General features: G+C 62.1%; 12 protein-coding genes. 3 read left to right on the forward strand and 9 right to left on the reverse strand.

The genetic code is table 11. The features are described from left to right. The first annotated feature begins 70 nt into the window (after positions 1-70). The gene (locus K225_RS0117485; protein WP_026437586.1) at positions 71-1,045 is read left to right on the forward strand and encodes an IS5 family transposase; all 975 of its coding nucleotides are present in this window, start codon (positions 71-73) and stop codon (positions 1,043-1,045) included. 120 nt (positions 1,046-1,165) lie between these two features. Here K225_RS0117485 and K225_RS21140 read toward each other — a convergent pair whose 3' ends face one another. From K225_RS21140 to K225_RS0117525, 8 genes are all read right to left on the reverse strand, one after another. Next, positions 1,166-2,023, reverse strand: a complete 858-nt coding sequence (locus K225_RS21140) for a hypothetical protein (RefSeq protein ID WP_051249054.1) — start codon at positions 2,021-2,023, stop codon at positions 1,166-1,168. Between the two features lie 343 nt (positions 2,024-2,366). Next, positions 2,367-2,606, reverse strand: coding sequence for a hypothetical protein (locus K225_RS0117495; protein WP_026437587.1), 240 nt, complete (start codon positions 2,604-2,606; stop codon positions 2,367-2,369). Positions 2,607-2,877: 271 nt separating this feature from the next. Then, on the reverse strand, positions 2,878-3,150 hold the full coding sequence (grxC, locus tag K225_RS21935) for a glutaredoxin 3 (protein WP_026437588.1): 273 nt from the start codon (positions 3,148-3,150) through the stop codon (positions 2,878-2,880). A gap of 247 nt (positions 3,151-3,397) precedes the next feature. Then, entirely contained in the window at positions 3,398-4,006 is a 609-nt protein-coding gene (locus tag K225_RS0117505; RefSeq protein ID WP_026437589.1) for a sulfite oxidase-like oxidoreductase, read from the reverse strand. 15 nt (positions 4,007-4,021) lie between these two features. After that, complete coding sequence (locus K225_RS0117510) at positions 4,022-5,419, reverse strand: mercuric reductase (RefSeq protein WP_026437590.1); 1,398 nt, start codon at positions 5,417-5,419, stop codon at positions 4,022-4,024. Beyond that, the gene (msrB, locus tag K225_RS0117515) at positions 5,416-5,835 is read right to left on the reverse strand and encodes a peptide-methionine (R)-S-oxide reductase MsrB (RefSeq protein WP_238323271.1); all 420 of its coding nucleotides are present in this window, start codon (positions 5,833-5,835) and stop codon (positions 5,416-5,418) included. Before msrB ends, K225_RS0117510 begins: the two co-directional genes overlap by 4 nt. Positions 5,836-6,436: 601 nt before the next feature. Beyond that, on the reverse strand, positions 6,437-7,969 hold the full coding sequence (locus tag K225_RS0117520) for a YdiU family protein (RefSeq protein WP_238323269.1): 1,533 nt from the start codon (positions 7,967-7,969) through the stop codon (positions 6,437-6,439). A 37-nt stretch (positions 7,970-8,006) separates the two neighbouring features. After that, entirely contained in the window at positions 8,007-8,498 is a 492-nt protein-coding gene (locus K225_RS0117525; protein ID WP_026437593.1) for a hypothetical protein, read from the reverse strand. A gap of 1,112 nt (positions 8,499-9,610) precedes the next feature. Here K225_RS0117525 and K225_RS0117530 point away from each other — a divergent pair. After that, entirely contained in the window at positions 9,611-10,219 is a 609-nt protein-coding gene (locus K225_RS0117530) for a sulfite oxidase-like oxidoreductase (protein ID WP_026437594.1), read from the forward strand. Then, positions 10,219-11,007, forward strand: coding sequence for an FAD-binding oxidoreductase (locus tag K225_RS0117535; protein WP_026437595.1), 789 nt, complete (start codon positions 10,219-10,221; stop codon positions 11,005-11,007). Before K225_RS0117530 ends, K225_RS0117535 begins: the two co-directional genes overlap by 1 nt. Before the next feature lie 437 nt (positions 11,008-11,444). Here K225_RS0117535 and cysS read toward each other — a convergent pair whose 3' ends face one another. Next, the gene (gene cysS, locus K225_RS0117540; RefSeq protein WP_026437596.1) at positions 11,445-12,833 is read right to left on the reverse strand and encodes a cysteine--tRNA ligase; all 1,389 of its coding nucleotides are present in this window, start codon (positions 12,831-12,833) and stop codon (positions 11,445-11,447) included. Positions 12,834-12,965: the final 132 nt, after the last annotated feature.

Here is a 12,965-nt window from a genome sequence, read left to right on the forward strand (position 1 = left end):
TAGGGAAGGTCTGCAAAACCTCCCTCCCGTTGAACTGGCAAACGGCGTGAAGTGAGGAGAAGATAGGGGCATGAACCAAATCACGCTGGGGCTGGACCCCCTCCACAAGAAGACGCGCAAGGAAGTGTTTCTTGAAGAGATGAACAAGGTCGTGCCATGGCATGCCCTGGTCGCGCTCATCCAGCCGCACGCCCGCGGAGCGCACCAGGCGCTCGGTGGACGCCCACCGTTTGCGGTGGAGACCATGCTGCGCATCCACTGCCTGCAGCTGTGGTGGAACCTGAGCGATCCGGCGATGGAAGAAGAGCTGCACGAGCGCCCCTTGTACCGCCGCTTTGTGGGCCTGGACGGCGCCGCGCGCCTGCCTGATGAGAGCACCATCCTGCGCTTTCGCCACCTGCTGGAGAAGCACCAGCTCGCCCCTCAGGTGCTGGGCACCATCAATGCCGGGCTGGCCCATCAGGGCTTGCTGCTCAAGACCGGGACCGTGGTGGACGCCACCATCATTGCCGCGCCCAGCTCGACCAAGAACAGCAGCGGTGAGCGTGACCCCGAGATGCACCAGACCAAGAAGGGCAACCAATGGCACTTCGGGATGAAGGCGCACATTGGTGTGGACGCCGATTCGGGCCTGGTGCACAGCGTGGTGGGCACGGCGGCCAACGTCAACGACGTGACACAAGCCGGCGCGCTGGTGCATGGAGAAGAGAGCGATGTGTTCGCTGACGCGGGCTACCAAGGTGTGGCCAAGCGCGAAGAGACGCAGGGCATCGAGGCGAACTGGCACGTGGCCATGCGCCCGGGCAAACGCAAGGCGCTGGACAAGAGCACACCCATGGGCGAGATCATGGACAAACTGGAGCAGGCCAAGGCGCGCATCCGGGCGAAGGTGGAACACCCGTTTCGCGTGATCAAGCAGCAGTTTGGTCATGCCAAGGTGCGCTACCGAGGTCTGGCCAAGAACACGGCGCGCCTCACGATGCTGTTTGCGCTGAGCAATCTGTGGATGGTGCGCAAACGACTTTTGAACATTGAGCGGGGATGAGTGCGCCCGCATCCCGGGCGATGCCCTGCGAGGCAGGTCAAAACGGCCGCAGAAGGCCGAAATCCGCCTTCAAAAACCATCGGTATCCGCCTTCCATGTCGTCATCTGAAAATCGACGACTCAGCTCACGCTGCGGCGGGGGTTATGCAGACCTTCCCTAGGCGCTTTGAACTGGCAGCCACCACAAACCGATGACGGAACGGGAAGGAGCGGCTTGTCCTGAGAGTAGGCAAAAGCGAACGCACCCACAGCGTCAGGGAAGGGACGCAGATCCGCCGGCCCGACTGCCAGAGTGCTTGACAGAATCATGTCGACCTGTCCGTCCACCGGCACCTTGACCAGCAGGTACTGGCCAAGGGATTCCGGCGTCGTGCCCGGCGTAACTTGGACCCTCAGGCGTCTTCCTTCCACGACCACCTTGAAGCGCTGATTGAGTCCATCGACTGTCGCGAATTGCTCTTTGTCGACAAGCATCAGGAATGCGCGAACCTGGTGACCAGGGAAAGCCGCCTCTGACACGTAGCGCTGAAAAGCCACGTCCTGCAGGTATGGCAGGAAGTCTGACTTCAACTGGCCCTTGGTTCCTTTGAAATCACCATCCTTCTTCGCGCTGTAGGACTTCGCTTTGACTTCAATAATTTCGATACGCGTTCCGCTCTTGCGCAAGATGTCGACGCGCACGAACAGAGTGTCGACAGCAATCGCAGCTTCAAAGATAGTGACTTCATCCTGCTGCAGGAGTTCAGCAGTCTTGGCGAGTGCGACCTGGTGGTCGAGTTCGTCTACACGGACGCCACCGGGATGAATTAGGCAGGCCAATTCACCAACCTGGTAGCCACCCTCGGCCAAGGCGGCCAGAAAACTGTCATCAAGCGATCGGTCGAGGTAGTCCTTCTTGCCCGTGTAGTAGAGCTTTCTTGGACATTCGGCGGCCAGCTTGAAGCGGGACTTAGTGAGGTACCTGACGGCTTGGTTCATAGGAAGATGGGATGCCGGAGTTCCAGGAGGGCCGTGCACCCGGCCTGTCTCGAATCGCCATGGCCGTCAGTTTTGACGATAGCGCTGGCGGATGGTGGTGCCACGCTACAAATAAGGAAGCCAAGGCCAGCGGGCAACTCATTCTTGTGAGTTCGCGATGGCTTGTCCATAGGAACTTTCGCTTGGTAGCGGACGCGTCGGGCTCCTGACATGCTCACGCTAAGCCATCAGAGCGCCGGCCTGAAGAAACGCAAAACGCTTGCGCTCCGTCCGAGATTGAGTCAGGTGAAGGGCTTGCCCCGACGCTTGAACAACCAAATTGGTGTTGCGAGTGGCTGGTTGGCTAAAAGTCCGAGAGTCTGACTCCATTCACCGATACAAGCTGGTCCAGCCGCAGCGTATCACCCGAACTCAAGGCCAGAAACTCAACGCCGCCGCGCGCGTACACGTCCCGAATTTCTGCGTTGATCCTGCGTGATTCGCCTTCGGTATTGAGGTATTCCACCTCGGCATTCGTATGCCTAGTCGCTAGAGATTCCAGCACATCGTGGAACTCGCAACTGATAGGTTTGTAGTCGCTCATGGCCGAGTCTCCTCAAAGCGTTGCACTTTTGGCAGCATGCTACTCGCAACGAGGTGGAAGGGTCCCACCAATGAATGAGCAGGGGGCCGTCATAGCGGGTCTGTCGCGAACTTACCCTTAGCCGGAGCGATCCCGTTTGAGAGCGGGGAGTGCTCGCTCTCTGTGAGAGCGGCCTGCCTGGGGAGGAAGCGGTGCTTCGAAATAGCCGGATCCAAGGCGTCCAATCAACGAACACTTGGTGCTCGGGCCGACGTGTCCGAGCAATAACCGCTCAACTCGAAGGCGGATTGGTCGCGAGAAGTTGGTCAAGCTCTCCATTGGCTTCGAGGTCAGCAAGGTCGTCGGAGCCACCGACATGCGTACCATTGATGAATATCTGCGGCACGGTGTCTCGGCCCGACGCTTCGGTCATGGCCTGTCGGTGAGCTGGGTTAGCATCAATGTCAAGTTCCTTCCATTGCACTCCTTTTTCCTTTAGGAGCGTCCTGGCCCGTCGGCAGTACGGGCACCAACCCGTCGTGTAGAGCAGTACATCAGGTTTCATATTGCATCTCCGATAATCAATGTTTAAGAATAAGCCTTGGCATCTCAGCCTAAGGAGAAGGTGAACGCCTTCGCGGTGGTATCGAATTCATCACTCTCATACCCGCGTGCGAGCTGAATGTGGAAAGCACGGTCTGTAGATGGATGCCATCGGCGCACAAAAGGGGTGTTCCAAACGTTGCGCGGCGTAGCGAAGGTCAATTGCGCGTCCTACCAGATCCAACCGCCCGCTTGCGCCACTGGCAAGCTCAGCCATAACGCTCTTCCCTGAACGGGTCACCGCGCATGTGGTAGCCGTGCAGCTCCCAGAACCCCGCTTCTTCCTCAGTCGTGAACTCAAGGCTACTCAGCCACTTGGCTGATTTCCAGAAATACAAGTGCGGCACCAACAGGCGTGCAGGTCCGCCGTGCTCGTGCGTCAGGGGTTTGTCGTCGAAGTGGGTGGCGACCATGGCGCGCCCTTGCGTCAAGTCCGCCAGCGGCAGGTTGGTGCTGTAGCCGTCCTGCGAATGTGCAAGCACCCAGGGGGTGGGTGCTTGCACGCCGGCTGCGGCGAGAAGGTCGTCCACTGTGACGCCACGCCATCGCGTGTCGAACTTGGACCAGGTGGTCACGCAGTGAATGTCGACCACCTGCTCGCTCTGCGGCAGAGCCTTGAATTCGGCCAGAGTCCATTGGGCCACCAGTCGCGGGCCGACTTTCATGGTCAGCACCCATTCGTCATCGCTGCGCGGGCGCGGTGAAGGCCCATGGGTCAGGACTGGGAAACCTTCAGTCAGAGACTGTCCCGGCGGCAAACGACCCCCGTGGTTGTCGACGCCGCGGTTTCGGCCAAGAAAAGATCGATTGATCGGCATCTTCGCTCCCTCTATTTAGTTCACCACCAAGAGCTTGCGGCGGTCGATGATGGTGGGCAGGAATTCCGTGACGGTGGGGTGCACTGGCAGTGCCTCACGCACCGTGCGCCAGGTGCCCTGGCTGGCCATCACCAGGCCAATGGATTGAATGATCTCGTCGGCCTGTATGCCCAGCATCGTGGCACCCAGGAACAGGCCGCTGTCTTCATCGATCAGCAGCTTGATCACGCCCACGGTTTCACTCTCTTCCTTCGCCCGGCTCACGTCCTTCATCGCGTGCACGGCCTGCGAAATACGTCGACCCTCTTTTTCCACTAGGCGCTTGGCCTCGGCTTCGTACAACCCCACGTGTGCCAGTGGTGGATCGGTGAACATGGCATAGATGCTGTTGCGCGCGTCGGCGCTACGCTGCCCGCCCGCGAGGTTCTCGGCCAGAACCTCCTGATCGTGGTAGCTGGTGTGGGTGAAGGCCCCGCGCTGGTTGATGTCTCCCAGCGCCCAGATGCCTGGTACGTCGGTCTCGAGCCGATCGTTGGTGGCGATGTAGCCACGCATGTTGGCCCTCAACCCCACACTATCCAGCCCCAGATCGTCGGTGTTGGGCGCGCGGCCGGTAGCCACCAGCAGGTGGCTGCCGCCAATGATGCGGCCGTCGGCCAGTTGAACACAGGTGCCGCCCTCGGTTTCCCCCGGTTTGACTGCCGCAATAGACACGCCGATGTAAACGTCGATGTCCTCGGCCTGCAGCATCTCGGTGACTGCAGCGGACACGTCGACGTCTTCCCGTCCCGTCAAGCGCGGCCCCGTCTCGATGATGGCGACCTTGCTGCCGAGGCGGCGAAAGATCTGCGCCATCTCAAGGCTTATGTACCCGCCTCCGATGATCACCAACTTGCGGGGCAGCTCGCGCAACGCCAACAGTCCCTCGCTATCAAGGTACGGGTTTTCTGCCAGACCCGGAATTGGCGGCACGGAGGGGCGCGTACCCGTGTTCAGGATGATTTGAGGCGCGCGCAAAATGTGTTCGCCCGCCCGCACCAGGAACTCGCCACCATCGCGACCCGTCAGCCGGCCGTGGGCCTTAATGATGCGCAGGCCCTGCAACCCGCCGAGCCAGCTCTCGAGTCCGGATCGCGCCTGGTCGACCCTATCTTGCATGCGTTGCATGGCGACGGCGAAGTCGACGTTCACCGTGCCCACATTCACTCCGAACTCGGCAGCGCGACGGGCCAGGTAGGCCACTCGCGCCGATTTGCGCAAAGTCTTGGTGGGTGTGCAGCCTCGGTTGACGCAGGTGCCGCCAAGGTCGCGGGCTTCCACCAGCGCGACATTGCGGCCGCGATCCACGAGCTTGGCCGCCAGAAACGGCCCTGCCTGCCCAGCACCGATAACGATAGTGTCGAAGTTCATCATGACTTGACCAACGCCGCAGCGTTCATGCAGTAGCGCAGGCCGCTGGGTTCGGGCCCATCGGGGAAAACATGGCCCAGGTGCGCGTCGCACACATTGCAGGTGGTCTCGATGCGCGTCATACCATGGCTCGAATCGTAGTGGTGCGCGATCAGCCCGGGCGCCAGCGCCTGCCTGAAGCTGGGCCAACCACTCTTGCTTCGGAACTTGCTAGAAGCGTCGAACAGTTCGGTACCGCAGCACACGCATCCATAAACACCGGGTTCGAACAAGGTACACATGGCCGAGCTGTGCGCAGGTTCGGTTCCCCTCTGTCGCGTGACGCGGTACTGCTCGGGCGTCAGGCGTTGACGCCACTGCTCGTCGTCGAGCTCGAGCCGCCGTGGCGGCGGTGGATTGTTGCCTTGCGCGTGCTGGATGACCTCTCGCCAGGTGATGGTTCCTGCATCTGGCGTGGGCACAGGTGGCGCCGACTCGGCGCGTTTGAGCTCGGCAATGAGTTTTTCGACGTCGATGCGGAAGTAGTTGTAAACCACCGCGCCACTGGGATCGACAAGGATGAACCAGGGTGTGCCGCCGTTGCGGTAGCGCTGCATCAGCACCGAACTGGCGCCCACGCGGCCGGCGCCGGCGTCGTGGCCGAACGGTATTGGCAGTGCGTATTTGCGTTGGTTCGCTGCCACCCGATCTACGGTGTTGGATTCAAAGTCCTCGAAAACCGTTTGCACCGCCACAAAGCTGACGAAGGGCGAACCGCGAAACGCCTCGACCACACGGACCAGCGAGGGAAAGCCGGTCACGTGGCAGCCTGGGCAGGCGTCCTGGAAACAGAAGATCAGCTTGAATGCCCCGCGCATCTTGTCCAGACCATAGTCGGCCAGGGGTTGGCCGGCTGCGTCGATCCATTGCGTCACGCCCAGTTCGGGCGCGGGTTCCCCCGTGATGCCTGCTTGTACGCTGTCTTCTTGCATGGTTGTTCCTCCAGGTGCGGTTGAGTAGTTGCGCTCGGGAATCCGCCGTTCAGGTGCCGCAGAAGGTACGGTAGTTCTCCGTCTGCTCTGCCGGTGCGGGCTCGGCTAACGAGCTGTCCGCCGGATGCTCGTCGAAAGGGTGTTCCAGCACCCGCAGCAGGCGCTCGAAAGGTGCCAAGTCATCGCGCTCCACGGCCGCCGCTAGCGCCGCTTCGACGTGATGGTTACGCGGGATGTAGATCGGATTGGCGCTCCGCAGGGCCGCCGCGAGTTCGTCCAGGTCTGTGCCTACCGCGTGGGTGCGCTCGCGCCAGCGCTTCAGCCAAAGTTCCAGCGCTGCGTCCGCCCCTCCGAACAGCGCGCGAAGCGGCGTGTCGTTGCCTTGGGCCGCGTCGGCCAGGCGGGCAAACGCGAGCGTGAAATCGATGCGGTACTGGCTCAGCAGCGTCAGGTAGTCGTCGGCCAGCGCGCGGTCGTCCCCACCGCTGCCGTCCAAGCCCAGCTTGAGCCGCAGGACGGACGTCCAATGAAAGTCGAAGCGTTCGGCAAATGCCTCTACAGCCGCGCCGGCGCGTTGGGCCGCAGACTCGGCATCGGCGTCGATCAGGGGCAGCAAAGCGTCGGCCAAGCGTGCCAAGTTCCACTGCGCAATCGCCGGCTGATTGCCATAGGCATAGCGGCCTGAGGTGTCGATTGAGCTGAATACGGCATTGGGGTCGAAGTGCTCCATGAAAGCGCAAGGGCCGTAGTCGATCGTTTCGCCGGAGATCGTCATGTTGTCAGTGTTCATGACGCCGTGGATGAAGCCCACGCCCATCCAGCGGGCGACCAACGAAGCCTGACGCTCGACCACCGCCTGCAGCAGACCCAAGTAGGTGTCGGGGGTGCCGGCCAGTGCTGCATCGTGACGCGTGATGGCGTAGTCGGCCAGCCGGCGCAGCAGGACCTCGTCGCCTCGGGCGGCGATGTACTCGAAGGTGCCTACACGCAAGTGGCTGGCTGCCACCCGCGTCAGGATGGCGCCAGGCAAGATCTGCGCGCGCTGTACGGTCGCGCCGGTGGCCACCGCGGCCAGCGCGCGCGTGGTGGGGATGCCTAGGGCATGCATGGCCTCGCCCATCAGGTACTCCCGCAGCACGGGTCCAAGTGCGGCCCTGCCGTCACCACGACGCGAGAACGGGGTTCGGCCCGATCCCTTCAGGGCGATGTCACGGCGCCGGCCGTGGCGGTCGATGAGTTCGCCCAGCAGCAGGGCGCGGCCATCGCCGAGCTGCGGCGAGAAGCCGCCGAACTGGTGCCCGGCATAGGCCTGCGCCAGCGGCTGCGCCTGGGCCGGCACGGCATTGCCGGCGAGCACGGCGAGGCCGCCGGCTGAGGACATTTCGTCGGCGTCCAGGCCGAGCTCGTCAGCCAAGTCGCGGTTCAGCCGCAGCAGCCGAGGCGCTGGCGAGCCTGCTGGGTTTGATCTCGCATACAGGCCCTCAAGATCGCGCGCGTAGCTGTTGTCGAATGGCATGTGCAGCGCTGTTGGCGATGCCGGGTCGCCGGGCTGATCGTTCGGGCCGGTCACGGTGGTTTGCAATTCAGTCTCCAAGTTCGGGGGTCGTTGGCAGTCGGCGTCACTCCGCCTGAGACACTTCGTCGGCGCGGCCGAAGTCCCGCAACAGGAGCTCATCATCGAGGTAGAAGTCGCTGTGAAGGACCTCCCCCAGCGGGTCGAAAACGATGAACCACGGTGTGCCGCGCGTCTCGAAATCCGCCATCAGGCTCGGATAGCGGTCCACGGCCGGGTCGTGGCCGAACGGGATAGCCAATCCGTAGCGCTGCTGCGTCTCGCTTAATCGATCGAATGTGTTTGTCTCGGCGGCCGTAAACACTGTTTGCACGGCCGCGAACCCGAAGCCTTGACCGGACAGTGCTTCCACTAGCGTCTTGAGTGTCGGAAATCCGTGGCTGTGAGAACCCGGACACCCGTGCTGGAAGCAAAAGATCACCTTGAACCCGTCTCCGAGATCGGCCAACTCGAGTGGCTGGCTCGGGTTCCCGTGCGCGTCGATCCACTGCGGAACTCGCAACTTAGGGGCGTTGAGGTGGAAGTGGTCGCTCGTCATGGAATCCTTGAATGAGAGTACGGACCCGGACCGTTCGCTGGTTGACCGGGGCAAGCGCTCATGCGACGGTGGTCACGCGCTTGGCAAGCCTGTGGGGATCGTGGATCTGAACGAAGAATTCCAGCAGCGCGCGAAAACTGGCATGGACCGGAGCGAACTCTGCTTCGAATGCCTCGGCGAGCGTGCCGCTACTACGGTTGGTGGCATTGGAAACGTCACCGCTGTAGCCGACGCATGTGCTGCTAGGCCCGGAAGCTTGCGCACCAAGCCCTGCATGCCCCGGAAACAACCTCCAGCGAGGACGGCAATTTCTTTCGAACTCATGTTGCGACTCCTTGCGGCCCGGACCATGCAATCGAATTCGCAAGCCGGGTTGCGGTTGATCGAACCCGTGCTACTGCAGGCGACGAGATGGCGTCGCCCACAGGCTGCATCCTTTGATTCTTTTCTCATTTGAACCGAAGGCCGGCACGACAAGACGCCGGCGCGTCTTGATAAATACTCCGTGCGTCCGATTCTGCCTTCGTGGCCGAGCTGAAGCTGGGCCTGCCCCTGCGCCACGAACGGTATGGGCAGATGCTCAGCCGGATTCGACGAGTTGCAGGACGGGCAGCGATGGCGATGCAGGTTGCACACGTCCGTCGGTTAACCAGCTGGCCTGACCGTCAGTTAGACCTTTCCGCGTGCACAGCACGGCACTGGGTACCGTTCCGGTGGCACTGGATGACAAGGGTGGACGGGGGTGCGCCGCGATAGCTCGTCTCGGTCGCCAACTCTAATGGGGACGAGGAGGGGCGCTCAAAAGGTCTGGACGTTGGGCGCCAAAAGTCGGACTATCCTGAGCGCCAGCGCCCCTACAGTTGGCATTCGTCGCATGCCATCGTGGATGAACCCACGACGATCGAGTAAATGCCGGCTTCGCAGGCTCGTGAGTCTGCGCGGTCTGGGCTCACCATGTCCCGCGCTACCTACCGCGCTGCCAAACTAGGCGGTATCCAGCGCGGCGGGCAAGACGCGGGCTCCATAGTGGCACAACGGACCAATTCGCCGCGTAATATTGAGCAAAGAGCGATTGCCTTGTCCCTAAACAACACGATGCAGGAGTCTTCAACATGGTCACACGCAAATTCATCGGGCGACGGCCCACTGCAGCCACTGCTGACCGCTTGCCGCCAGGGCAGTTCAAGACAGATGGTTTTCCTGTGCTCTCGAAAGGAACTACGCCTCGCATCGACATGGCCGCTTGGCAGTTCACTCTGAGCAACGGTCCTCGGCCCGTGAAAAGCTGGAGCTGGGACGAGTTCATGACGCTGCCGCGAACCGTGTGGGAGGGCGACATCCACTGCGTCACGACGTGGTCCAAGTTCGACACACGCTGGGAAGGTGTGACCATCGACGACCTGCTCGCTGATGCCGGCCTAGCGGCTCCCACACCCTGGCTGCTGGCGCTATCGCTAGACGACTACGACACCAACGTGCCTGTTGCCGATTTGCTCGGTGGCCGAGCCATGGTCGCGACGCATTTTGACGGCGAGCCTTTGGCGCCTGAACACGGCGGTCCGGCGCGCTTGCTGGTACCGCACCTGTACTTTTGGAAGAGCGCAAAGTGGATCAAAGGGCTCAAATTCACCGCGCGAGACGAAGCCGGTTTCTGGGAGCTACGTGGATATCACATGTACGGCGATCCCTGGCGAGAGCAACGTTATTCGAGCGATCGCTGATGACGACCGGTGAGCAAAACGACCCGTGGCGTGACGTCAAAATCGAGCGCATTGAGCAACTCACGCCACGCATCAAGAGCGTCTTTCTCGAACTACCAGCACTGACTTCGCACCGCGCGGGTCAGCACGTCAATGTACGGCTGACCGCTCCCGATGGTTATGCCGCGCAACGCAGCTATTCCATTGCATCGGTGCCAGGCGCAGATACCGTCGAGCTCATCATCGAGAAGCTCGACGATGGTGAGGTGTCACCTTTTTTCCATGACATCGCTGAGGCGGGCGAAAGTATCGAAGTACGTGGGCCGCTCGGTGGGCACTTCGTCTGGGGGCCGGCCGATGGCGGGCCGCTGTTGTTGATCGCGGGCGGTTCCGGCATCGCGCCGTTGATGGCGATGGTGCGCGCGTGGGCCGCAGACCTCACAGCGGTAGTGGCGCAGACGGTCGCCACGGTCGAAGTGCCGCAGGTGCCGATGCCCGTGCTGTTGGTCTGCTCCGCACGCACCCCGGCTGACCTACCTTTCCGTGCCGAGTTGCTCGCACTCGAAGCAGCTCGGTCCGACTTCACCTTCATCGCCGTGACTACGCGCGAGCCACCACCGCGGCCGACCGACCTGGGCCGACGGCTCGATGCTGCTGCCATCGCCAACGTGCTCGGCCGCTGGGACCACACACCTCGCCATGTCTACGTATGCGGCGCCAATCGGTTCGTCGAAGCCGTTGCCAACGGACTGGTCGATGCCGGCATACCTGCGGCCCGCATAAAAACTGAGCGGTACGGCGGCGCATAAACTTCGGGCTTCTCTTGGCGGCGCATCTCAATCATCCCACGGGGCTATTCGGCACTTTCATTGGCGGCGACCGGATCTCGTGATCGTCTGCCCACGGTACTGCGGGGAATTCGAGCAACTCAAGAACCACGAGCTGTGGTGGTCGAAGCCAGCTCAGCCTTTTCGTGGCGGAGTTCGGCAGGTCAGTGCCGATATTCACCTTCGTTGGCCACTACAAGCTTGGCGTCCTGTCCTGGCGTCCTGGCGTCCTGGTGCTCTAGGGTGCGAAGACCGATCGGCTTCAGCAGCGCGCTGCCGTCCTACGTCTGGATGTAAAGCTTCGGCAGAGGCGAGCGCATTCAATGCGAACGTTGAGCTCGCCGATGCTCTTGCGCACCGACGTCATTCTCTTCGACAGTGCGGCTCAGGCACGAGATCGGGCAGTTCAGAGGTGGCCATCAGGTGCGTTCCCAAGTGGTGCCGGCGGGGCTGTCCTTGACCACGACGCCCTGTTCGAGCAGGTCCGCCCGGATACGGTCGGCTTCCACAAAATCCTTGAACTGCTTGGCCGCAGCCCGCGCGGCGATGTGCTCCAGGATGGTCGTCTCGTTCAGCCCACCCGACGCGCCTGCCCTGCTTTGCAAGTAGGTCGCGGGATCGGTCTGCAGCAGACCGAGTGTCGCACCCAGCGCCTTGAGCAGACCCGCGACCGCAGGGTCTTTGCTGCGGTTGACCTCACCGGCCAGCTCAAACAGCACCGCCACCGCTTCTGGGGTGCCGAAGTCCTCGTCCATCGCCACGCGAAAACGCTGTGCGTGTGGCTGATTCCAGTCGATCTGGGCCACTGGCGCGGCCGGCGCCAGCGACAACGCGGTGTACAGGCGTTTGAGCGCGCCACGCGCGTCGTCCAGGTGCACGTCGCTGTAGTTCAGCGCGCTGCGGTAGTGCGCGCGCAGGATGAAGAAACGCACCGTTTCCGGGTCGTACTTGGTCAGCACCTCGCGGATGGTGAAGAAGTTGCCGAGGCTCTTGGACATCTTTTCGTTGTCCACACGCACCAAACCGTTGTGCATCCAGAGGCGCGCCAGGGGCTGGCCCGTGGCACCCTCGCTTTGGGCGATCTCGTTTTCGTGGTGGGGAAACTGCAGGTCGGCACCGCCGCCGTGGATGTCGAAGGTTTCACCCAGCGTGGCGCAGCTCATGGCCGAGCACTCGATGTGCCAGCCAGGGCGACCCGCACCGTAGTTGCTTTGCCACTGGGCCTCGGCCGGCTCGTCGGGCTTGGTCGATTTCCAGAGCACGAAATCGAGCGGGTCGTTTTTGTCTGCATCCACCGCCACACGCTCACCCGCACGCAGATCGTCAAGCGATTTGCCCGAGAGCTTGCCGTAGCCTTCGAAGCGGCGCACGGCATAGTTTACGTCGCCGCTTTCGGTGCGGTAAGCCAGACCTTTTTCCTCGAGACGGCCGATCAGCGCCAGCATCTGTGGCACGTACTGCGTCGCGCGCGGCTCGTGGGTGGGTCGCTCGATGCCCAGCGCATCGGCGTCCTGGTGCAGGGCATCCACCAAGCGATCGGTCAACGCGGAAATGGTCTCGTTATTTAGGATGGCGCGGGCAATGATCTTGTCGTCGATGTCGGTGATGTTTCTGACATAGGTCACGCGGTAGCCTGTGGCCTTGAGCCAGCGCTGCACGACATCGAATGCCAGCATGGAGCGCGCATGACCGAGATGGCACAGGTCGTACACCGTCATGCCGCAGACGTACATGCGCACATGACCGGGCTCGATGGGCTGGAACGCTTCCAGACGTCGCGTCAGCGTGTTGTAGATTTTCAGTGGCATGGAAGGGCGGCGAATGTGCTGGCGCGGCCATGGGAGCCGGATCCCCTCAGTTACTGTCCGTCAGTATATCCAGCCCGTCGTTCCACCCCTTGTTCAGCTTCGAGCCTTCAATCAACGTTTCACTGGCCCCGC

The organism is Acidovorax sp. JHL-9, from assembly GCF_000426205.1.
GTDB lineage: Bacteria > Pseudomonadota > Gammaproteobacteria > Burkholderiales > Burkholderiaceae_C > Acidovorax > Acidovorax soli.

Coding starts and splice junctions, on each gene's coding strand:
- K225_RS0117485 (WP_026437586.1), top strand. CDS start 71: ATGAACCAAATCACGCTGGGGCTGGACCCCCTCCACAAGAAGACGCGC.
- K225_RS21140 (WP_051249054.1), bottom strand. CDS start 2,023: ATGAACCAAGCCGTCAGGTACCTCACTAAGTCCCGCTTCAAGCTGGCC.
- K225_RS0117495 (WP_026437587.1), bottom strand. CDS start 2,606: ATGAGCGACTACAAACCTATCAGTTGCGAGTTCCACGATGTGCTGGAA.
- grxC (WP_026437588.1), bottom strand. CDS start 3,150: ATGAAACCTGATGTACTGCTCTACACGACGGGTTGGTGCCCGTACTGC.
- K225_RS0117505 (WP_026437589.1), bottom strand. CDS start 4,006: ATGCCGATCAATCGATCTTTTCTTGGCCGAAACCGCGGCGTCGACAAC.
- K225_RS0117510 (WP_026437590.1), bottom strand. CDS start 5,419: ATGATGAACTTCGACACTATCGTTATCGGTGCTGGGCAGGCAGGGCCG.
- K225_RS0117525 (WP_026437593.1), bottom strand. CDS start 8,498: ATGACGAGCGACCACTTCCACCTCAACGCCCCTAAGTTGCGAGTTCCG.
- K225_RS0117530 (WP_026437594.1), top strand. CDS start 9,611: ATGGTCACACGCAAATTCATCGGGCGACGGCCCACTGCAGCCACTGCT.
- K225_RS0117535 (WP_026437595.1), top strand. CDS start 10,219: ATGACGACCGGTGAGCAAAACGACCCGTGGCGTGACGTCAAAATCGAG.
- cysS (WP_026437596.1), bottom strand. CDS start 12,833: ATGCCACTGAAAATCTACAACACGCTGACGCGACGTCTGGAAGCGTTC.